The 21108-nt window shown below is 61.1% G+C and carries 18 protein-coding genes; 11 read left to right on the forward strand and 7 right to left on the reverse strand.

All coding sequences use genetic code 11. The features are described 5' to 3' along the window. From I2I01_RS23350 to I2I01_RS21300, 7 genes are all read left to right on the forward strand, one after another. Window positions 1–202: hypothetical protein (locus tag I2I01_RS23350; RefSeq protein ID WP_211538083.1), on the forward strand; the 202-nt coding region annotated here is incomplete at its 5' end. Window positions 203–212: 10 nt separating this feature from the next. After that, entirely contained in the window at window positions 213–2264 is a 2052-nt protein-coding gene (locus tag I2I01_RS21275; RefSeq protein ID WP_196288547.1) for a BatA domain-containing protein, read from the forward strand. Window positions 2265–2329: 65 nt separating this feature from the next. Further along, window positions 2330–2887 carry a DUF4199 domain-containing protein gene (locus tag I2I01_RS21280; RefSeq protein ID WP_196288548.1) on the forward strand — a complete coding sequence of 186 codons (558 nt, stop codon included), beginning with the start codon at window positions 2330–2332 and terminating at the stop codon, window positions 2885–2887. A gap of 51 nt (window positions 2888–2938) precedes the next feature. After that, on the forward strand, window positions 2939–3463 hold the full coding sequence (locus I2I01_RS21285; RefSeq protein ID WP_196288549.1) for a DUF4199 domain-containing protein: 525 nt from the start codon (window positions 2939–2941) through the stop codon (window positions 3461–3463). After that, a complete protein-coding gene (locus tag I2I01_RS21290; protein ID WP_211538084.1) occupies window positions 3456–4433 on the forward strand; it encodes a glycosyltransferase family 2 protein in 978 nt (325 codons plus the stop codon). Before I2I01_RS21285 ends, I2I01_RS21290 begins: the two co-directional genes overlap by 8 nt. 8 nt (window positions 4434–4441) lie before the next feature. Continuing rightward, window positions 4442–5617, forward strand: coding sequence for a glycosyltransferase (locus I2I01_RS21295; protein WP_196288551.1), 1176 nt, complete (start codon window positions 4442–4444; stop codon window positions 5615–5617). Next, complete coding sequence (locus I2I01_RS21300) at window positions 5601–6014, forward strand: DUF1801 domain-containing protein (protein ID WP_196288552.1); 414 nt, start codon at window positions 5601–5603, stop codon at window positions 6012–6014. Before I2I01_RS21295 ends, I2I01_RS21300 begins: the two co-directional genes overlap by 17 nt. Before the next feature lie 27 nt (window positions 6015–6041). Here the strand turns inward: I2I01_RS21300 and I2I01_RS21305 are convergent, their stop codons facing one another. The 4 genes from I2I01_RS21305 to purB all read right to left on the reverse strand — a co-directional run bounded on the left by I2I01_RS21305 (window position 6042) and on the right by purB (window position 11345). Continuing rightward, window positions 6042–8135, reverse strand: a complete 2094-nt coding sequence (locus I2I01_RS21305) for a WD40 repeat domain-containing protein (RefSeq protein WP_196288553.1) — start codon at window positions 8133–8135, stop codon at window positions 6042–6044. Between the two features lie 150 nt (window positions 8136–8285). Next, entirely contained in the window at window positions 8286–9383 is a 1098-nt protein-coding gene (locus I2I01_RS21310) for a glycosyltransferase family 9 protein (RefSeq protein ID WP_196288554.1), read from the reverse strand. 48 nt (window positions 9384–9431) lie between these two features. Continuing rightward, a complete protein-coding gene (locus I2I01_RS21315) occupies window positions 9432–9926 on the reverse strand; it encodes a DUF6252 family protein (RefSeq protein WP_196288555.1) in 495 nt (164 codons plus the stop codon). A gap of 78 nt (window positions 9927–10004) precedes the next feature. After that, entirely contained in the window at window positions 10005–11345 is a 1341-nt protein-coding gene (gene purB / locus I2I01_RS21320; protein ID WP_196288556.1) for an adenylosuccinate lyase, read from the reverse strand. Between the two features lie 305 nt (window positions 11346–11650). On the opposite strand from purB, the gene I2I01_RS23605 reads away from it, so the two are divergent. Beyond that, window positions 11651–13774 carry a transglycosylase domain-containing protein gene (locus I2I01_RS23605; RefSeq protein ID WP_196288557.1) on the forward strand — a complete coding sequence of 708 codons (2124 nt, stop codon included), beginning with the start codon at window positions 11651–11653 and terminating at the stop codon, window positions 13772–13774. 89 nt (window positions 13775–13863) lie between these two features. Here the strand turns inward: I2I01_RS23605 and I2I01_RS21330 are convergent, their stop codons facing one another. The 3 genes from I2I01_RS21330 to hemG form a co-directional block, all read right to left on the reverse strand. Further along, entirely contained in the window at window positions 13864–14784 is a 921-nt protein-coding gene (locus tag I2I01_RS21330; RefSeq protein WP_196288558.1) for a TerC family protein, read from the reverse strand. 111 nt (window positions 14785–14895) lie between these two features. After that, window positions 14896–15642, reverse strand: coding sequence for a polyprenol monophosphomannose synthase (locus I2I01_RS21335; protein ID WP_196288559.1), 747 nt, complete (start codon window positions 15640–15642; stop codon window positions 14896–14898). Between the two features lie 60 nt (window positions 15643–15702). Further along, entirely contained in the window at window positions 15703–17037 is a 1335-nt protein-coding gene (hemG, locus tag I2I01_RS21340; protein WP_196288560.1) for a protoporphyrinogen oxidase, read from the reverse strand. 50 nt (window positions 17038–17087) lie between these two features. Between hemG and I2I01_RS21345 the strand changes: the two genes are divergently transcribed. The 3 genes from I2I01_RS21345 to I2I01_RS21355 all read left to right on the forward strand — a co-directional run bounded on the left by I2I01_RS21345 (window position 17088) and on the right by I2I01_RS21355 (window position 21049). Beyond that, window positions 17088–17603 (forward strand): D-glycero-alpha-D-manno-heptose-1,7-bisphosphate 7-phosphatase, encoded by a 516-nt coding sequence (locus tag I2I01_RS21345; RefSeq protein WP_196288561.1) that lies wholly within the window; start codon window positions 17088–17090, stop codon window positions 17601–17603. Next, window positions 17600–18022 (forward strand): hypothetical protein, encoded by a 423-nt coding sequence (locus tag I2I01_RS21350; RefSeq protein WP_196288562.1) that lies wholly within the window; start codon window positions 17600–17602, stop codon window positions 18020–18022. The genes I2I01_RS21345 and I2I01_RS21350 overlap by 4 nt, the downstream gene beginning before the upstream one ends. Before the next feature lie 108 nt (window positions 18023–18130). Next, window positions 18131–21049, forward strand: a complete 2919-nt coding sequence (locus I2I01_RS21355) for a GEVED domain-containing protein (protein WP_196288563.1) — start codon at window positions 18131–18133, stop codon at window positions 21047–21049. Window positions 21050–21108: the final 59 nt, after the last annotated feature.

A 21108-nucleotide genomic window follows, 5' to 3' on the forward strand; every position in this document is an offset into this window, starting at 1 on the left:
CCGCCAACCTTATCAACAGGAACCCCCCTTCTTGCCCGCTTTCGCCAGCGGACCAGATGGGGGGTTTGCTTTTTTAGACTCACTTGCTAAAGTTAAAAACCAAATTATAAAATTGAATTCTTGTTTAATTTTTGTAAAATATAAAATTGATTTGCAAGTATTACTTTTAACAGGGGTAAATAGACAATCTTGTTTGCAGTGATTCTGAGTGTATGCAATTATTATTTCCGTGGTTCTTACTTGGGCTAACTGCAGTTGCGATTCCTGTTGTTGTACACCTGCTACAATTGCGTCGACCACAACGGGTTCTATTTACCAATACTGCCTTCATTCGGGAGGCGGAACTAATAACGGTGCGTCATCGGCAGGTGCAACGTTGGCTTGTTTTGCTGGCACGGGTATTAGCTATTGTTGCGCTAGTGTTGGTTTTTTGCCAACCATTTATCCCAGCTGAAAGGGATAACCTGGCACAGCAAAGAGGAACGGACGTGTGGGTGGATAATACCAATAGTATGCAAGTGCGCGGATTAGCTGGAAGAAACTTGTTGGATGAAGCTGTAACGTATGCTGGAGCGTTAGGGAAGGGCAAGAAGACATCGGGCTTACGACTGCTAAATTCGACGTCGAAGGAAACTGGGTATGCGGAGTATGTTGACAAGCTAAATGGGTTAAAGTTAGGGAAAATCAATGCGGGTAACCTTCTAATGGGTGGTAATTCCTCGCTGTATTTGTTCTCTGATTTTCAAAAGAATTCATTTTCTATAAACTCGTTAAATAAATTAGCATATAGAAATCAAGTTGTACTAGTTCCTTTAAAAGGGAAGCCAAGCGGAAATATTTATATCGATAGTGTATGGCTGGATGACGCTTTTGTACGGGTACGTACCAACCTTGGCTTGCACATTCGGGTGCGTAATGGTGGACAGGCGGAGGTCACGGACTGTCCGGTGAAGGTCTTTCTGGGTGCGAAGCAAGCTGTTGCTTATCGGGTGAGTGTAGCTCCTGGCCAGTCGGTGACAACGGTGGCTCAAGTGCAAGTAGACAACGCGGCTTTGGTGGAGGGGCGTGTGGTGGTGGATGATGCGCCCGTGACGTTTGATAACGTTTATTATTTCACGTTGCACCCAGCGGCGGCTATTCGAGTACTGGAAATAGGGGATGAACCGCTTGCCCAACAAGTCTTTGCAAACGAGCCATTATTTGCTTACACGTTTGCCAAAAGTGGCAGCGTGAATTACGGCGCTTTGCGGCAAGCCAATTTGATTCTGTTGAGCGAAGTGCGCGATATCGATGCAGGTTTGCGCGAGGCGTTGCGGGGGGCATTGGGGCGGGGGGCAAGTGTGGTGGTAGTGCCTTCGGCAGCAAATGGAGGGCATGCTTCTTACGACCTTCTATTTAAAAGCTTAGGTTTGGGGACTGTGCAATGGGAGGCCCAATCGGCGGGGCCGGAGTTGCGTGAGGTTGCCATGCCAAGCTCAGAGATGCCCTTTTTTCGGGATGTGTTTGGGGCGCAGCAGCGGGCGGTGACGATGCCGCGCGTGGCACCGGTGCTGCGGTGGTCGCGGACGGGGACCGACATCATGCGGCTGCGGGATGGCGAAAGCTTTTTGGCCGGTTTTGCGAGCGGGACGGGAGACGTGTATGTATTCTCGGCCCCGTTCGCGGCCGCTTACTCTGACTTTACCGAGCACGCTTTGTTTGTGCCTGTTATGTACCGAATGGCCATGTTGAGCTATCGGAACGAGCAACTGCCAGCTTATCGCCTCGACCAAGGTGCTGTGACGTTGAAGCTACCGGCTAGCGATTCGGACGGCGCTGCGGCGCGTAGCGATGAAGCGGCGTTTCGGTTGGTGAAAGACAGCTTATTGCTAGTCCCGGGTCAGCGGGTAGCGGGGGCGGAGGTCCGGCTGGAACTCCCCAGAACCATGAGCGAGCCAGGCTTTTACCAAGTGCGGCGGGGCCAAAAAGTCCTGACGACGCTGGCCTTCAACCCGAATAAGCGGGAATCAGAATTAGCGGCTTATTCGGCCGATGATTTGCGGCAAATGCTGGGCAATACCCATCCAAACGTACGCGTGGTGGAGAGCGGAACCGATGGAGCAGGTTTGGCGGCGGATGCGGCGGCGCAAACCGGAACGCCCCTTTGGCGGTATTTCTTGGCCGCGGCGCTGGTCTGCTTGCTGGCGGAAGCACTGTTGGTCCGGTTCGGTCGGCGCCGAGTGGCGGCGGTGCCAGCGGGAGCGCCGACGAGGGCGGTTGCCTAAGCGGAAAACCAGTCAGCTGAGGCGCGGTTGGGGCGTAACTTGCGGCCTCAATTGATTTGTGGCTTATGACAATTTCTTCCGGTGAATCCATGACTCCGCAGGCCGATTCGTCGGCGCGGGTGGTAACGCGACTGGCGTTGCAGTATGGCGTGGGGATAGGATTGGTTTGTGTGGTGTGGATGGTGGGGTTGCAGCTCACGGGGAATAACGGATTTGGTCCCAAACAACTGATGGCGCAGCTGCTGGTGCCGCTGGTGGCGGTGGCCAGCCAGTGGCAACTGCGGCGGCAACTGAAGCCGGCCAAGCCGGGGCTGGGCCGCTCGTTGGGCGTGGGCGTGCTGACGACCTTGCTGGCGGCGGTTGTATCGGCGGTGGGCGTGATGGGACTGGCGGCTGGGGCCGGCGAAGTGGCTGTGGACCGCCACCGGGCGGAGGTAAAGGAGATTGTGCAGGCGCAGCAGCGCGAGGCCGCTAAGCAGGGCGTGTCGGCGGCCTTGCGGCAACAGCAGATGCAGCAGATTGACCATCTGACGGTGGGCAACATTGCGAGCAGCAATTTCCTGCAGGTGCTGGTGCTGGGCCTGGTGCTGGCAGTGCCGGCGGGAATATTCTTGCGCGAATAATTCTGTTTACCTTTCGGCTCACTTTCACCTGAAGCATTTTCTGCAATACGCATGGAAACAAATACTACCCCCGTTACCACTTCCTCGGTTGGCCTGCGCTATGGCTTGCTCACCGGCTTGGTCAGCACCCTGTTTTCGTTTGCCCTGAACATCATGCATCAGGAGAGCAGCCCGGCCCGCTACCTTTCGTTTGCCATTCTGGTGGGCGGCTTGGTGCTGGCGATGAACCATTTCAAGCAGCAGAACCGCGGGTTCATGAGCTACGGGCAAGGCCTCGGCATTGGGGCGGTGCTTTCGGCGGTGGTGGGGGCCATATCCGGCATCTTCGCTTACATCTACATGAACTTCGTCGACCCGGACATGCTGGGCCGGATTACGGAGAAAATGCGCGCCGACATGGAAGCGCGCGGCGGGTTGAGCGACGAACAGATTGACCAAGCCGTGACGATGTCGAGCAAGTTTATGAACGGCCCGGTGATGGTGGGCGCGGCCCTGCTGGGTACCCTGCTAATTGGGGTGCTGCTGTCGCTGGTGATTTCGGCTATTATTAAGAATGCCCAACCCGAATTTGAATAAGTCTGTTGCTGCTTTTCCGGTGGAAATTTCCATCGTGATTCCGCTGCTCAACGAAGCAGAGTCGTTGCCTGAACTTACCCGCTGGATTGCGCGCGTATTGCAGGCGCGCGGCCTCACGTACGAGGTGATTCTGATTGACGACGGCTCGACGGACGACTCTTGGGAGGTGATTGAGACGCTGGCTACGACAGATGAAACGCTGCGTGGCATTCGCTTCAACCGGAATTATGGGAAGTCGGCGGCGTTGAACGTGGGCTTTGAGGCGGCGCGGGGGCGCGTGGTGTGCACCATGGACGCCGATTTGCAGGACTCGCCTGAGGAATTGCCGGAGCTGTACCGGATGATAGTGGATGACAAGTACGACCTCGTGAGCGGCTGGAAGCAAAAGCGCTACGACCCGCTGTCGAAAACCATCCCGACTAAGCTGTTCAACGGCGCCACGCGGGTGATGTCGGGCATTCAGCTGCATGATTTTAACTGCGGGCTGAAATCCTACGATGCGCGCGTGGTGAAGAGCATTGAGGTATACGGGGAGATGCACCGCTACATTCCGGTGATTGCGAAGTGGAACGGCTTCAAGAAGATTGGCGAGAAGGTGGTGCAGCACCAGGAGCGCAAGTATGGCGTGACCAAATTTGGGCTGGAACGGTTCATCTTCGGCTTTCTGGATTTGCTGAGCATCACCTTTGTGGGGCGCTTTCGGCGGGCACCAATGCACTTTTTTGGGACGCTGGGAACGCTTTCCTTTTTGCTCGGGCTGCTGATTACGCTGTGGCTGACGGGGGAGAAGGTATGGCTGTCGCTGCACAATTTGAAGGCCCGACAGGTGACGGAACAACCGTTGTTTTTTCTGGCGCTCACGGCGGTGGTGGTGGGCGTGGTGCTGTTTGTGGCCGGCTTCCTGGGCGAGATGGTGCAGCTGAATGGGCCGAAGCGTAACGACTACCTGGTGCGCGAGAAAATCAATTAATTCCTTGCATGAAGGTTGTCATCATCGGGCCGGCTTACCCGCTGCGGGGCGGATTGGCAACGTACAACGAGCGGCTGGCGCGGGCGTTTACGGAAGCGGGCGACACGGTGCGCATCGTAACGTTTTCGCTGCAATACCCGGACTTTTTGTTTCCGGGCCAAACGCAGTTTAGCACCGAGCCGGGGCCGACGGACCTGGCCATTGAGGTGAGCCTGAACTCGGTGAACCCGCTGTCGTGGTGGCGGGTGGGGCGGAAGCTCCGGACAGAACGCCCCGATTTGGTGGTGTTTCGGTTCTGGCTGCCGTTTATGGGGCCGGCGCTGGGCACGGTGGCGCGGCTGGTGCGCGGCAACAAGCACACCCGCGTAGTGGCCATTACCGATAACGTGATTCCGCACGAGAAGCGGCCAGGCGACGGGCCCCTGACGCGCTACTTCCTGAGCGCCTGCGACGGTTTCGTGACCATGAGCCGCAGCGTGCTTGAAGACTTGAAGCGCATGGGGTTTGGGCAGAAACCAGCACTGTACCGGCCGCATCCGTTGTACGACAATTTTGGCCCAATAAAATCGAAAAGCGAGGCCCTGGCTGCGTTGGGGCTGCCGGCCACGTCGGGTTATTTGTTGTTTTTTGGTTTCATCCGGGCTTACAAGGGACTGGACGTTTTGCTCGAAGCCTTTGCCGATGCGCGCATTGCCGCGCTGCCGGTGAAGCTGATTATCGCGGGCGAATTTTACGAAGATGCTGCACCTTACGAAGCTATAATTGAGGATTATAAGCTGGAAGGCAGGATAATTAGAGCCACGGATTTTATTCCGAATGAAAAAGTAGCAGACTATTTCTGCGCGGCCGACCTGATTATGCAGCCCTACAAAAACGCCACGCAAAGTGGCGTGTCGCAAATAGCGTATCATTTTGAGCGGCCCATGCTGGTGACGGACGTGGGCGGGCTGGCTGAATTGATTCCGGACGGCGTAGTGGGCTACGTAGTGCCGCCCGCGCCAGCCGCCATTGCCGATGCGGTGGTGGACTTTTATGCCAACCAGCGCGAGGTGGCTTTCGCCGCTGGGGCGCGCGAGGAAAAGAAGCAATTTTCTTGGCCGCTGATGGTGTCAGCGCTCAAAGAGGTGGCGAAAAGAAGCGTTAGTTTGCCACAACAGTCTGTTTATAATGAACACGCCAGCTAAGGCTCTTTCCCTCGATAACTTCATTGCTGCACTGCCGGTTGAGCGGCAGGAACCGGCGCGGCTGGTGTGGGAAATGGTGAGCGCCGCCGTGCCATCCGGCTACACCGAGCACGTGGGCCGGAAGTACCTGGAGTTTCGGGCGGGCAAGGAAATGTGCCTGGCCCTGGCCAATCAGAAAAGCTACCTGAGCCTGCACCTGATACCCGTGTACCTGATGCCCGGCCTTCGTGAGCGGCTGCTGGCCGCGGCGCCCAAGCTAAAAATGGGCAAGGGCTGCCTCAACTTTAAGCGCATCGACGAAGTGCCGCTAGCGGCATTGGCCGATGTCATTGCCGCCACCCCCATGGTCGATTTCCTGGCGCAGATGCAGGCAGTGCGTGCTGCCTCGCGCCGGTAGCGGCGGGCTCAATAAGACGGGAGATGCCTACCGGTCCCGGTAGATACCCCACTGGCCTAGCGACTGCGCTCCATCGCCGGTGGCGGTGAACTGGCCACCCACCACGATATCGCCATTGGGCGCTACTACCACTGCGTGAACTGGGCCGTTGAGGCCCGACCCGCCGAGGGCCTGCCACGCCCCGGCGTGCCAACGGACCAGGTTGCGGGCCGGTAGGCCGGCTGCATGGCTGAAGTCGCCGCCCGCGATGATGTCGCCATTTGCCGCAATAGCCACGGCGTTCACGTAGCCATCGAAAGAGGTAGGCGAGTAGCCCCATCCATCGTCGGAAGCGGGGTCGAAATGCACCACAGTGCCGCTTTCGGAGCGAAATTCGTGTACTTGGCCGGTGGCACCCGTGCCCACCACTGATTTGCCGCCGGCCGCCACGGCTAGACATTGTATAAACGAGTCGGCGTGGTTGCCTACCAGCAGGTGCCAGCGGCGACCATCCCAGCGCATCACCGCTGCGTGTTCACGGGGAGCATAGCCAACAAAGTGCCCGGCTGCGACCACATCGCCATTGGGGGCCACGGCCAACGCCCCGAGGTAGGAAGGGTCGGAAAGGTCTTCGGCGCCGTCGGCCGGAAATGGCCTCGGCAGCGGCAGCGGCTGCCAGTGGCGGCCATCCCAGCGCCTAATGCCGAAGTCACCGCCGGCCAGCACGTCCCCATTGGGGGCCACCGCCATTGCCCGGGGAGCGGCGGGCAGCCCGTGGCCAAGGGGCTGCCAGTGGTGGCCATTCCAGCGGGCTATGTGGCGGATGCTGTCGGGGCCGTTGGCAATGGCAAAAGTGCCGGCGGCCAGCACGTCGCCGTTGGGGGCTACGGCCAGCGCGGTGACGCGGCCCGCGAAGCCCGACCCCAGGCCGCGACGGTATTGCCCATTCCAGCGGTATATCCGGGTTTGCTGAACGTAGGAAGTAGAGCCGACGGCATCGGCGTCGAGAAAATTGCCGGCCAGTAGCACATCGCCGTTGCGGGCCGCAGCCAGCGCCGTCACGCCTCCACCAACAAAGGCAGTGGCAGCCGCAAATCCGGCGGGTAGGCTGCCGCTGGGCCAACCCGGGGCCGTGTCGGCCCCCCAGTATTTACGGCTGCTCAAACTGGAGGCAGCCGCCTGGTAGGTTTGCCAATCAATGACTTGCCAGGCGCTGCCGTTCCACTGCTGCACAATGGTGCGCTTGGTGTCGATGCCGCCGTTGAACGTGACAGTGGTGGCCTGCACCTCGCCCGCGGGCGTCACCACCAGCGTCTCGACCCTGCCTTTCAGACCAGGTCCTAAGTCCTGCCAGGCGCGGCCATCCCAGCGAGCTATGTAGTTGGAGCTGTTGCCGTGCGCATCAAATAATTCACCGCCAGCCAGCGCCTCGCCCTGTGGGGTCAGCTCCAGCGCCACAGCGCTGCGGTGAACGCCGGCCGGGCCGAGGGGTTGCCAGGCCGTGCCGGTCCAGTGGGCTACTGTTCGAAGTTCGTGCGTCTCAAAGGGAAAATTGCCATAGGCAACCAAGTCGCCGGTGGCGGTGACAACCAGCTTCCAGATACTGACGCGGCGTTCGGCATAGGCAGCAGTGGCCGCATTGGTGGCCAGCGGCTGCCAGCGTTGGCCATCCCAACGCAGCACCTCGCAGGGATGGCCGGACCCGTATAAGAACCCGGCCAGCACATCCCCGTTGGGAGCGATGGTTAGGGTGGTGGCATAGCCTGTAGGCCAATTGCCCAAGGGTTGCCAGTGGTGGCCGTCCCAGCGGGTAATCACGCTATGAAAGCCGTTCGCACTGTCGACCACCGTGCCCGCCGCTACCAGTCCGCCGGCTGGCAGGGCGCATAAGGCCTTGATTTCAGTGAAAGTGCCGGGCCCCTCGCCCAAGGGCTGCCAGTGACTACCGTCCCAACGGACTACATAATCGGCGTTGGGGTGCCCGCCCACATTGGTAAAATTCCCACCCACAATCAGCTCACCGTTGGGTAAGGGCAGCACGGCGCGGACCTCACCGGTCAGGCCGGGTTGATGGAAGCCGGGGAGCCAGCCGGGCTGCGCTACTGCCGCCCAAGTGCTGCTCAGCAGCAGCAGCCAAGCCAACCAGCAGCGGAAAAAAGTTTGACCTGCCAGACCGTGCATTGAGCAGAATTGAAAGAAGCGCGGCAGGTGAAGCCCTGCGCTCCTAAACGAGATGCTACCTGCTATTATTCTGCACAAAAAGCAGCCGTTTTGGGAGCCGAAAAGCGGCTTTTATACCGGCACGCTCTCGCACACGGCTTGCAGCACCTTCGCGGCCGGCAGGTCTTCCATGCAGCTGGTGCCCAGCCGGCAGGAGCCCCGGTAGAAGCACACGCATTCTTTGTTGGGCTGCACGAGCTGGCCGCGGCCGTAGAGGTCGAATTCGTGCGGGTTGAAGATGTTGTTCATCAGGATGGTGGGCTTGCGCAGGGCGATGCTGATGTGCATGCCCATGGTGACTTGCGTCACGATGCCGTCCATCTGGTTCATCAGATTGATGAACTGGGGCAGGGGGAAGGTGCCGAGGTAGGCCGCGCCGGTGGCGGCGTGCAGCTCGCGGTTGCGGACGTCTTCGGCCTCGCCGCCCAGCAGCACGGGCGTGTAGCCGGCCGTTTGCAGGCCCTGGATGAGCTCAATCCACTTCCCGGTGCTCCAGAGGCGGGTGGTCCACCGGTCGCCGCAGCCGGTGTTGAGGCCGATGCGGGGGCGGGCGGCGGGCAGCCGGCTCCAGTCGTAGCCCTTGTCGTCGTGGGAGTCGAACACGTACTCTTCGCCCCGAAAATCGAAACCGCAGAGCTCGAAGATTTCCTGCACGTAGGGCTTGGTGTTGGCCAGGCTGGTTTGGTCGAAGATGCCGGTGAGGAACTTGTGGTCGGCCAGCTGGTTCACGGGCCAGGCCACGCCGTCGTAGGGGCGCAGGGCGTAACCGAATTTCTCCTTGGCCGAAATGCTGTTCAGAAGCACGCAAGCTTCCTTTTCCTTGTCGAGGTTGATGGCCACGTCGAACTCGCGGCCCTGTAGCTGCAGGGCGCTGGCAAAATCGAATTTTAAAATCTCCTCAATCTCGCCCTGCGGCAGAATGGCCGGCGTGAGCGTGAGCCAGGTGATGTAGCAACCGGGCCGCTCCTGGCGCAGGCGCCGCAGCAGCGGCGTGGTCCGAATGACGTCGCCGATAGCCCCGAGCTTGATAATGAGAATCCGGCTCGTGACGGGCGCGTACACCGGGCAGCCGTCGCACACGTAGCCGTCGGTTTTGTTGGGGCGGCAGGGCAGGTCGCCGCGGAAGTGGCGGCAGTCGGGGTGAACGACGGTGTTCAGGAGTTCGGGCACGACGGTGCGGGGCAGGAAGGTGAAAGGGCAAAAATAGCCCGGTGGGGCTTACAAGCCCACGTTGAAGGTGCCGTTGGTGACGGATTTCGATGCCCCGCTAACCGGGTTCACGCCCGTGAAGGTGAACGTACCGCTCACTTCGGTGGCCGAGAGGGCCGTTACCACAATGGTGCCCGCCCCCGCCACGCTGCCAAACCCTGTGGCTCCGGCATAGTACGCGGCCACCGTTCCGCCGGTGCTGCTGGTGTAGGAAGCCCCTGCCGTCGACGACGGGCCGAATGTATACGTGCCCACCGCATCGGGAAATTGCAGCAAAAGGAAGGTAGGAGTGGTACCGGCGGGTGTAGTGCCCGACACTGTGAGCGCGCCAGTGAGCTTCTGCGATTGCAGCGTCGTGGTCTTTTGGGTGGCACCGTCGACAGTCCATTTGATTTCGCGGGCGGGCGGAGCGGGGTCTTCTTTCTTGGAAGAGGAGCAGGCGGCTAGCGACACCAGGGCCAGACCAGCAGTAGTAACGCGCGCGAAGTGCAGGAAAGCTGTCATTTAATAATTGACTGGAAAAACCGTGAGCTGAATTTTAAGAGGGACCAAAGCTGCGAGAGCTTCGGAAAGCAGCGGAAGCTACCGCCCCACGTAGCTGTGCGGCGTGATGCCGCGCAGTTCTGCCTTCACATCGTCGTCCACGTTCAGTCCGTCAATAAACGCCCCGATGCTCTCGGCCGAAATGGCCTCACCGGTGCGCGTGAGGGCTTTGAGGGCGTTGTAGGGGTCGGGGTAAGCCTCGCGACGCAGAATGGTCTGGATGCCTTCGGCTACCACGGCCCAGTTGGCTTCGAGGTCTTTTTCCAAGGCCGACTGGTCCAGGGCCAGCTTGCCCAAGCCGCGCTGCAGGGCGCCGAGGGAAATGAGGATGTGGCCCAGCGGCACGCCCAGGTTGCGCAACACGGTGGAGTCGGTGAGGTCGCGCTGCAGGCGCGAGATGGGCAGCTTGGCGGCGAAGTGGTCGAGCAGGGCGTTGGCCACGCCTAGGTTGCCTTCGGCGTTCTCGAAATCAATGGGGTTCACCTTGTGCGGCATGGCCGAGGACCCTACTTCGCCGGCCTTGATGGTTTGCTTGAAGTAGCCCAGCGAGATGTACTGCCACACGTCGCGGGCCAAGTCCATCAGGATGGTGTTGAGGCGCTTGAGGGCGTCGCAGTGGGCTGCCAGGTGGTCGTAGTGCTCAATCTGGGTGGTAGGGAAGGAGCGGCTGAGGCCCAGCCGGTCGTTTACGAAGGTGGTGGCGAAGTCGTGCCAGTTCACCTCGGGGTAGGCTACGAAGTGAGCGTTGAAGTTGCCGGTAGCGCCGCCAAACTTGGCCCCGAAAGGCACCTGGGCCAGCAGCGCCACCTGCGCGTCGAGCCGGGCCACGAATACTTCAATTTCCTTGCCCAGCCGTGTGGGCGAGGCCGGCTGCCCGTGGGTGCGGGCCAGCATGGGCACGGCCGCCCACTCCTGGGCGCGGGTAGCCAGGGCATTGCGCACCTGCGCGTAGGCGGGCAGCACCTCGCTCAGCAGCGCATCACGGAAGCTGAGCGGGATGGCCGTGTTGTTTACGTCCTGCGAGGTGAGGCCGAAGTGGATGAACTCTACGAAGCCACCCAGGCCGAGCTTAGCAAACTCGTCGCGCAGCCAGTATTCCACAGCTTTCACGTCGTGGTTAGTCACGGCCTCATGGGCTTTTATGGCTTCGGCATCGGCCTCGGTGAAGCTTTCGTAGAGGCGGCGCAGGGCCGGGAAAGCATCCGGAGCTACGCCCGCCAGCTGGGGCAGCGGCAGCTCGGCCAGGGCAATGAAGTACTCGACTTCGACCAGCACGCGGTAGCGTATCAGGGCCATTTCGGAGAAGCGCGAAGCCAAGGGGGCGGTGGCGCGGGCGTAGCGCCCGTCGAGGGGCGAGAGGGCGGTGAGGGGGCTGGGCATGGCACAAAAGTACGGGCCCGACCGGGCGAGGCAGCACAAAAAATCCCACCTTGAATAAGGAGAGGAAGGTAGCGCAATGCGCCCGCTGGGGTGGATGAGCCGTTGAACGATACCTGAACGGTTTGCATTTTAACCGTTCGGCTACGGTTCAACGTCCGGACCGCTCCCGTTTTCGCGGGTGCGAAAACATTCGCTCCTTAAATAAGGAGGGGAATTGGCCGTTCAATCCAGATAGCCGTATTCCGGCTACGGCCTCGTTTTCCTTACCTTTGGCGCTGGCTAAGCCGCCCACCTTATTGAATTCCGTGCGCATTTCCCCTTCCACCAAACGACTTCTTATTGGCATTCTGAGCGGCCTGGCGGCTGTGCTGCTCGTGGCCTTCGCCGTGTTTCAATGGAAGCGCCAGCAACTGCTGGACTACGCCCTGAAAGAGGTGAAAGCCAAAGTCGAGCGCAAATACCCGGTAGTGCTGACGCTGGGCCCGGCTCGGTTTGCGGGCTTTAAAACCGTTGAGATTGCCGGCCTGAGCCTGGTGCCCAAGGCCGAGCCTACCGACACACTGCTTACCGCCCGGCGCCTGCAGGCCAGCCTGAGCGTGCGCTCGCTCTTTGCCGGCCGCCCCGTGTTCAGCGACCTGCAAATCATCACGGCCCGCCTCACGCCCCACAAAACGGGCACGAGTGACAACTACGGTTTCCTGATTAAAAAGCAGAAAACCAGTGCTGTGCCGCGCGACACTACCAAGGGCACCAACTACGGCCTGCTGCTGAACCAAGCCCTCGAAACGGTGTTCGACAACGTGCCCGGCGAGGCTACCTTTCAGAACTTTACCGTCGACTACGCCAGCCCGCGCCACACGGCGCTGCTGCGCATGCCAGAGCTGAAAATAGAGGACGGCAACATCACGGGCCGCCTCACGGCTACGCTCGATTCGGTGGCCAACGAGCTGGGCATTAGTGGGCACATCGAGCCCGGCGACTACGCCCTTACGGCGCGGGTGTTTGGCGTGGGCGGCTCGGTGCAGCTGCCCTACGTGCCACGCCGCTTCGGGGCCCTGGTGAGCTTCGACACGGTGCTGGTGAAGCTCGACAGCAAGGATTTTGACGACGACGACACCGGCGGCAAGCTCACGGTGCGCGGCTCCTTGGCCGCCCGTGGCTTTAGCCTCTACCACCCCAAGCTGGCGGCTAACGAGATTGAAGTGAAGCGCGGCGCGCTTGATTTTGTGGCCACCCTGGGCCGCGGTACCGCCGCCCTGGAGAAAGGCAGCCAGGTGACGGTGAATAAAATCGTGCTCTACCCCGAAATCAGCGTGCGCATGAAGCCCAGCCGCGCCGTGCGCATCAACGTGCGCTCGGCCGAAACCCAGGCCAACGACTTCTTTGCCTCGCTGCCCACGGGCATCTTCGACGAGGTGCGCGGCACGCAGGGCACCGGCACGCTCACCTACCACCTCAGCGCCGACCTCGACATGGCCAACGTGGACAGCCTGAAGTTTGACTCGGGGCTGAAAGGCAAGAACTTCCGCCTCACCAATTTTGGCGAGGAAGACCTGAATAAGCTGAACACGCCCTTCCAGCAAACCGTGTACAACGACAAGGGCGACTCGGTGCGCACGTTCACGGTGGGCCCGCCCAACCCCGATTTTGTGCCCTATAATGAGGTATCGCCTTACCTCATCCACGCCATCACCACGGCCGAAGACCCGCGCTTTTTCACGCACCACGGCTTCATGGAGAAGGCGTTTGTGAAGTCGGCCATCCAGAACATTAAGGAGAAGCGCTTTGCCCGCGGCGGCAGCACCATCTCGATGCAGCTGGTGAAAAACGTGTTTCTGACCCGCCAGAAAACAGTGGCCCGCAAAATAGAGGAAGCTCTGATTGTGTGGCTCATCGAAAACACCAGCCTGGCCAGCAAGCAGCGCATGTTTGAGGTGTACCTGAACATCATCGAGTGGGGGCCGAGCAAGTACCGCTGGCCCAGCGGCAAGCGCGGCGTATACGGCGTGAAGGACGCGGCCCTTTTCTACTACGGCAAGCGCCCTTCCGAATTGAACCTGGCGGAGAGCCTCTACCTGGCCAGCATCATTCCCAAGCCCAAGTTTGCCCGCTACTCTTTCGATGCCTACGGCGACCTGCGCCGCAGCACCCGCTACTTTTTCCGGCTCATTGCCGACATCATGGCCACGCGCGGCCTCATCACCAGCAACGACCGCGAGAACCTGCCCTATGGCCTCTCCCTCAACGGCCCGGCCAAGCAGTACATGCACTTCTCGCCGCGCCCCGACACCACCCGCACTACTGTGGCGGCCGATTCGAGCCAGTTTGAGCCCCTCAACCTGATTGACCTGCTCAACACCGGTGCCGCCCCCGATGCCGGCGTAAACTCCAACGTAGCCGACCCGCAAGCACCCAAGCCACCCAAGTAAGCCGCCCATACTTTCGTGCAAAGGAGCCGCGCCACCATGGCGCGGCTCCTTTTTGTTTTCCCTTGTTTTGCGACCGTGCAGAAAATGGCCTACGCGTCTTTCCGGGGCCACAGTAGCGACGCGGCCACGCTCAGCGCCAGCAGCCCGCCCACCACGCCCAGCGCCCAGGGCATGGGAATGGGGTAGAGGTATTCGAGCAGAATCTTGGCACCGATGAACACGAGAATCAGCGCCAGGCCATAGTGCAGGTAGTGAAACAGGCGCATCAGGCTGGCCAGCGCAAAGTACATGGCTCGCAGCCCCAGCAGCGCAAACACGTTGGAAGTGAACACCACAAATGTGTCGCGTGTGATGGCCAGAATGGCCGGGATGGAGTCGGCCGCAAACACCACGTCGGTGGTTTCCACCATTATCAGCACCACAAAAAGGGGCGTAGCAAAGCGCAGCCCGTCTTTTTTTATGAAAAACTTTCCCCCTTCCAGCTGCCGCGTGATGGGCAGGTGGCGGCTAAGGAAACGTACCATGGGGTTGTTTTCGGGGTCGATTTCAGGCTCATTGCCGCTGAAACCCATCTTGATGCCCGTGTACACCAGGAAGGCCCCCAGCAGGTAGAGCAGGAAGTGAAACTTGGCCAGCAGCGCCCCGCCTATCAGGATGAACACGGCGCGCAAAATGAGCGCCCCCAGTACGCCCCAAAACAAGATGCGGTGCTGGTACTGCCCCGGCACCTTGAAGTAGTTGAAGATGAGCAGGAACACAAACAGGTTGTCTACGCTCAGGGCCTTCTCGACGAGGTAGCCGGTCAGCCATTGCAGGCCGGCCTGGTGGCCCATGGTGCGGTACACCAGCAGGTTGAACCCCAGCGACAGCACCACCCAAAAAGTGCTCCAGCCCAAGGCTTCTCGCAGCTTGATTTCGTGCGCCTTGCGGTTGAAAACCAACAAATCGAGCAGCAGCAGCCCCACCACGAAAGCCACGAAAACCAGCCAGAAAAGGGGAGTGTTTTCCATGCGTCGGGCCAAGATAGGCGTTAGGCGTTGTATTAACGGTTCGGCATCGTGTTACGCTTCTGCACAAAGCTTAAACCCAATACCGAACCCCTAAAACCTGATACCGAATACCTAGTTGGCCTTGCCCACGGGCTTCAACGGGTGCACCCAGCTGCTTATTTTCATCTGGAGCACGCCGAACAGGGCTTCCTGGAAAATGCCCTTCGACATTTTGGAAGTGCCACGCGTGCGGTCCGTGAAGATGATGGGTACTTCCTTGATGCGGAAGCCTAGCTGGTAGGCCAGCCACTTCATCTCAATCTGGAAGGCGTAGCCCACAAAGTGGATTTTCTCCAGCTCGATGGCGCGCAGCACCCGCGCCGTGTAGCACTTGAAGCCGGCGGTAGCGTCGCGGATGGGCATGCCCGTGATGAGGCGCACGTACCACGAAGCGAAGTACGACATCAGCACCCGCGACATGGGCCAGTTCACCACGTTCACGCCCTCGATGTAGCGCGAGCCAATGGCCAGGTCATAGCCGTCCTGGGCGCAAGCCGCGTGCAGGCGCAACAGGTCGTCGGGGTTGTGCGAGAAGTCGGCGTCCATCTCGAAGATGTACTCGTAGCCCCGGGCCAGCGCCCACCGAAAGCCGTGGATGTAGGCCGTGCCCAAGCCCTGCTTGCCCGCGCGCTCTTCGAGAAAAAGCCTTTCCGGAAACTCGGCCTGCAGGCCGCGAACCACGGCGGCGGTGCCGTCGGGCGAGCCGTCGTCGATAATCAGCACATCAAAGGCCCGCGGCAACGACATCACCTTGCGGATAATCAGCTCCGCATTTTCGCGTTCGTTGTACGTAGGAATTAGGACGAGGCCTTCGCTCATGGAGTGTAATCTTGCCCCAAAGATAGGGTTGGGGCGCCCGAAGCTGCATTGATGCTTCAGTTAATGCGCCGCAAGCGCCTCCGCCTGCTTGCGGGCGTAGCGGATGCAGTCGGGCACGCCCACGCCGGCCCGCCAGTTGGCCACGGCCACGATGTTGTCGGTGGTCAGGGCGTCAGCTGCCGCGTGGGCTGCCACAATGCGGCCATCGAACTGCGGAATGCTGCGCGGCCAGCTGTAGCGGAACTGCCAGCGCGGTGCCCCGGTAATGCCATAAAACTTGCTCAATTCGGCGTGTACGGCGGCTTTTTGGGCGTCATCGGGCTGGCGGCCGGTGTCTTCATATTGCGCGCCGCCCACGAAGGTGGTAAACAGCACCTGGCCCGCGGGCACCCGGTTGGGGTAGATGCTGCTGGTCCAAATGGAGCCGGCCGCGTAGGTGCCTTCTACTTTGGGGTTCAGGGCCCCGAAGCCGTTGAGCGGATGCGCTACGGAAGCGCGGTCGTAGGCCGAGTACACGGCGCACATGGGCGGGTAGTATACGGCTGCCAGCGCGGCCGCCGCTTGCGGGAACAGTGGCTCCAGCAGCGGCGCGGCGGCGTAGGTGGGCAGCGCCAGCGCCAGATGCGAGTAACCCGGTGCGGCTTCCAAGCCTTGCGGGCTCTTCAATTCCAACTGATAAGTGCCGTCGGTGGCCCGGGAGACAGCAGTGACGGCGGTACCGGGCTGGTAGTTGGTGAGCTTGGCCGCCAGCGTATCGGTAAGGGTTTGGATGCCGTTTTGGAGCGTAATGATGCGCCGCCGGCCGGCACCCTTGCTACTCTTGGCAAAGCCGCGCAGCACCGAGCCAAACTGCTGCTCCAGCACCGGCAGCTGCGGAAAGGTTTTGTGGATGAGCAGCTGCTCCGGGTCGCCGGCGTAGATGCCGGCCATGAAGGGATTGACGGCGTAGTCCACGATTTCGGGCCCGAAGCGGCGGCGGAAGAAGTGGGCTACGGTTTCGTTGGTATCAATGGGTGCGGCGGGCTTGCGGAATTCCTTCAGCAGCTGCCACTTCGCTTTCAGACTGAAAAAGCCGTTGGTGAGTAGGGTGGGGGGCGAGCTGGGCAGCACCTGGTAGCGGCCGCCGCGCAACACGTAGCGGTTCTGGCTCACGGCGGCGGCGTCCTGAATCTGGTCGGTCAGGCCCAGGTCGGCCAGTAGCTCTTGCAGCTCGGGGCTCAGCTGCAGCGAGTTGGGGCCCACTTCAAGCAAATAGCCTTCCGGGGTGGCCAGGCTGTGCAGGTTGCCGCCGGGCCGGGCGTCGGCCTCGAACAGGTCGTAGGGCACGCCGGCCTTTTGCAGGTACCACGCCAGGGTGAGGCCGCCGATGCCGCCGCCGATAATGCCGATTTTCATAGTGTCGTTGCGCCAATGAGCGTGCAAAGGTCGCTCGTAGCTTTGTTGCGATGACGACAACAAAGAACAAAGCCGTTTTCCTCGACCGCGACGGGGTGCTGAACAAGGAAATAGGCACCTACGTGTGGCAGCCCGAAAACTTCCACATCCTGCCCGGCGTGCCCGAAAGCCTGGCCCGCCTCAAAGCCGCTGGTTACCTACTCATCGTCGTCACCAACCAGGCTGGCATCGCCAAAAAGCTTTACACCGCCGCCGACGTGCACGCCTGCCACGCCAAGCTGCAAGCCGTCTGCGGCCGCATCATCGACGCCCTGTATTTCGCCGACGCCCACCCCAGCGTGAGCGAGTCCATCCTGCGCAAGCCCAACTCGGGCATGCTGGAAAAGGCCGTGGCCCGCTTCCACCTCGACCCCGCCCAGTGCTGGATAGTGGGCGACCGCCTGCGCGACATGCAGGCCGGCGCGGCCGTGGGTGTGCGCGGCATTCTGGTGGGGGAGGAGGAAGCCGGCTTTGCGCCGCACGTGGCCGATTTGAGGGCGGCTGCGACTGTTATCTTGGGCGAATGATAACGAAGGAAATCATCGCAACCTGGGTTGCGAAGAATAAAAGCGCATTGTTTTTAATGAGTTGCGTCATCCTTGGTCAGGTGCTTCTCCATTTCACTTCGGATAGCAGGAGTGCCCGAATCATTGACGAATACATCACACGCCGTCTGGCCGGGCGTGTAGATACAATACCTTCTTATTCGCGTGGTTTTCCAAAAGTGCAGCTCTCAACGGGCGAAAAGCTATTGATACGTCTGCCTGACGCGGGACAGAAATACCTGAAAGCAGGGGATTCTTTGGTCAAAGAATCCGGAACCCGAGTCGTGACGGTGTATCGGCGATTTCCGGCTTATATGGAAGTTTCCGTGTTTGGAGGCGATAGGGATAGCACCGATGGTGAGGGCTTGGCAAAGCGCTACCGTATTGCAAGCAAACCGTGAAAATTAGCCCTTTTTTGTAACGATGCTTGTCCTTCTGAAACAGTCTGATACCTTATGCTAAAACCATTACATGCGCTGAAGAAAAGGCTGTGGGCCGGAAGTCTGGGAATGCTGCTCTGCCTGGGCACCTTGCCAATATCCAGGGCGCAATGCCCGCCACCTGCCTGCACCCCCGGCAATGCGCCAGCAGCGAACCTGGCCTTCGGCATGGGCATCTTCCGGGTGCAGCTGGCCAGCTTGGACACCACCACCAACGGCGCCGCCGATGGCTACCGCGACTACAGCTGCGGCCACGGCACCGTGCTCCAACGCGGCAGTACCTACACGCTGGCCGTGCGCACCAATCCCAACGCCGATGAGAACGTGCGCGCCTGGGTCGATTTTGACAACAACGGCCAGTTCACGGCCGCCGAGCAAGTGATGGCATCTACGGCCCGGCAGCACCAGGCCTCGTTCACGGTGCCGGCCGCGGCCGTGCTGGGCCAGCCGCTGCGCCTGCGCATTGCCGCTGACTACGCCAATGCCGCGGTGCCCACGGCTTGCTCTACGCCCCAGTATTCGCAAACGGAAGACTACCGCGTGGTGGTGTCGGCCACGGCCCCGGTGCGCCCCGTGGCCCGCTTCGCCGCCACCGACACGGTGAGCTGCGGGGCCGCTGTCGCGTTTCGGGACCAGTCGCTGAACACGCCCACCGCGTGGCGCTGGACGTTTGGCGACGGCACAAGCAGCACCCAGCAGCACCCCCAGCACACCTACGCGCTGCCCGGCACCTACGCCGTGCGCCTGCGGGCCTGCAACGCCACGGGCTGCGACTCACTTACCAAAACCAATTACATCCTGGTGCGCGCCGATGCGCCGCTCCCGGCGAGCTGCCAGCCGGCTACGAGCAGCTATTGCTGCAGCTACGGCATTACGCGCTTCCGGCTGGGAACTATCGACCGCGCTTCGGCCGATGGCTCGGCGGGCTATGAGGACTTTAGCTGTGCCCAGCGCACGCTCCTCACCGCCGACCGTCCCTACACCCTTCAGCTCAGCACCGGGACCAACGCGCAGGACGTGCGCGTTTACCTTGATAGGAACGACAACGGCCGGTTTGACCTGCCGGGCGAGCTGCTGTACGAAGGCCTGGCCGTGCGCAACCCCAGCGTGGTGGTGCAGGTGGCATCAGGCGCGGGGCTGGCGACGGGCCGGCCGTTGCGGCTGCGGTGCTGGGTTGATGCGGCCGGCAATGCTCCCTTCGGGCCGTGCGCCGCGCCGCAGCAGGGGCAGGTAGAAGATTATTCGGTGGTGGTGGCGGCCAACGCGGCCCCGCCCACCGCCGCCTTCACCTTCACGTACCAGCAGCTCTGCTTGCCGGTGCAAATAGCCCTCACCAATGCCACCACCGGCGGAGCCACGAGCTACGCCTGGGACTTTGGCGACGGCACCACCTCGACGGCCGCCAGCCCGCCGGCGCACGCCTACCCCCAGGGCGGGGTGTATGACCTGACGCTGGTGGCGCGCAACGCCTTCGGCACCGACACCTTGCGCCGGACCGTGAACGTGGCGTCCGCTTGCCCCCCTTATTGCGTGGCCGATGGCTACGGCGGGTCGAACAGCGCCCCGGCGTATTTCACGCGGGTGCTGTTTGCGGGTTTGGACAACAACGACCCGCGCAGCCCGGGCGTGAGCTACCGGGACTACACCAGCCGCTATGCCGAACTGCAGCAAGGCCAGGTGTACTCGATACGGACGGAGTTCCTGCCCTGGACTTTTTCCGGCAATGGGCCGTGGGTGTACGTCAATGCGTGGATTGACTTCAACCAGGACGGCAACTTTACCGCCAACGAGCTGCTGAGCATGCCTCGATTGACTTTTAGCCCACGCCAATTCACGTTTCAGGTGCCGTTGGGGGCCCGGCCGGGCGCCACGCGCCTGCGCCTGCAAATTGCGGGCAACAGCATCAACTTCGCCATGGACAACCCCTGCCCGCCGAATTACCAAAACGCGTCCACCGAGGACTACACGGTGGTGATAACGGGCGCTGCACAGGCGCCCCAAGCCGCCTTCACCGTTAACCTTACGCCCACCTGCAACGCCACGGTGCAACTGCAGGATTCCAGCCTCGCCGCGCCCAACCGCTGGCTTTGGACCTTCGGCGACGGCGCTAGCAGCACCCAGCAGCACCCGCAGCATACCTACGCGCTGCCCGGTACCTACACCGTTTCGTTGCGGGCCAGCAACCGGTTTGGCAGCAGCCTGCTTACCAAGCCGCGTTTCATCACGGTGAGTTCGTTGGCCCAGGGCCCGCGCCCGGCCGCCTGCCTCCCCCCGGGGGGGGGCGATGTCAACCTGGGCGGCTACTGGGAAATTAGCTCCACCGCCATCGGCAACTGGACATACACCAATCCCCTGCGCCTGGCCGCGTACCGCGACGAAACCTGCGGCCCGCCGATTCCCTTGGTGGCGGGGACAACAGTGCCCGTCACCATGCGCAAGCCCAATAGCAATTATTTGCTGGTAATCCAATTTATTATGTGGCTGGATGCCAACGACGACGGCGTGTTTGACCCCGTCACCGAGCGGGTGTATACCTACCAGGCCAGCGGCTACGGCCCCGCCTGGACCGGCAGCCTAGCCGTGCCCACCACTGCCGTGCGCAACCGGCCGCTGCGGCTGCGGGTGTGGTGGCAGGGCAGCGGCGGCAACACGTACACCCCCCTCGACCGTCCTTGCTACCGCACCGAGCTTTATGGCCAGGTGCGCGACTTTACGGCCATCGTGTCGTCACCGCTGGCCGCGAAGTCGGGCATTGCCCCATCCGTATTGGTTTACCCCAACCCGTCTGGCGGCCTAGTGACGCTGCAAAGCGAAACCCCGCTGCAAGGACCGGTGCAGGTGCGCAACACCACCGGCCAGCTGGTATTCGAGCAAGCCGCACCAAAATCGCCTTCCCGAAACCTGAACCTGAGCCATCTACCAGACGGCATCTATTTCCTACACCTGCCGGGCAACCAGGTGGTGCGGAAAATTAATATCATGCATTGACCGCAAATACGTTTACACTAAAAAAGGCCGGCCTCCCACGCGGGAAGCCGGCCTTTTCT

This window comes from Hymenobacter properus, from assembly GCF_015694735.1.
GTDB lineage: Bacteria > Bacteroidota > Bacteroidia > Cytophagales > Hymenobacteraceae > Hymenobacter > Hymenobacter properus.

Bases quoted from the DNA above. Each gene is read 5' to 3' on its own strand.
- I2I01_RS21275 (WP_196288547.1), top strand. From the start codon at position 213: ATGCAATTATTATTTCCGTGGTTCTTACTTGGGCTAACTGCAGTTGCG.
- I2I01_RS21280 (WP_196288548.1), top strand. From the start codon at position 2,330: ATGACAATTTCTTCCGGTGAATCCATGACTCCGCAGGCCGATTCGTCG.
- I2I01_RS21285 (WP_196288549.1), top strand. From the start codon at position 2,939: ATGGAAACAAATACTACCCCCGTTACCACTTCCTCGGTTGGCCTGCGC.
- I2I01_RS21295 (WP_196288551.1), top strand. From the start codon at position 4,442: ATGAAGGTTGTCATCATCGGGCCGGCTTACCCGCTGCGGGGCGGATTG.
- I2I01_RS21300 (WP_196288552.1), top strand. From the start codon at position 5,601: ATGAACACGCCAGCTAAGGCTCTTTCCCTCGATAACTTCATTGCTGCA.
- I2I01_RS21315 (WP_196288555.1), bottom strand. From the start codon at position 9,926: ATGACAGCTTTCCTGCACTTCGCGCGCGTTACTACTGCTGGTCTGGCC.
- purB (WP_196288556.1), bottom strand. From the start codon at position 11,345: ATGCCCAGCCCCCTCACCGCCCTCTCGCCCCTCGACGGGCGCTACGCC.
- I2I01_RS21330 (WP_196288558.1), bottom strand. From the start codon at position 14,784: ATGGAAAACACTCCCCTTTTCTGGCTGGTTTTCGTGGCTTTCGTGGTG.
- I2I01_RS21335 (WP_196288559.1), bottom strand. From the start codon at position 15,642: ATGAGCGAAGGCCTCGTCCTAATTCCTACGTACAACGAACGCGAAAAT.
- hemG (WP_196288560.1), bottom strand. From the start codon at position 17,037: ATGAAAATCGGCATTATCGGCGGCGGCATCGGCGGCCTCACCCTGGCG.
- I2I01_RS21345 (WP_196288561.1), top strand. From the start codon at position 17,088: ATGACGACAACAAAGAACAAAGCCGTTTTCCTCGACCGCGACGGGGTG.
- I2I01_RS21350 (WP_196288562.1), top strand. From the start codon at position 17,600: ATGATAACGAAGGAAATCATCGCAACCTGGGTTGCGAAGAATAAAAGC.
- I2I01_RS21355 (WP_196288563.1), top strand. From the start codon at position 18,131: ATGCTGCTCTGCCTGGGCACCTTGCCAATATCCAGGGCGCAATGCCCG.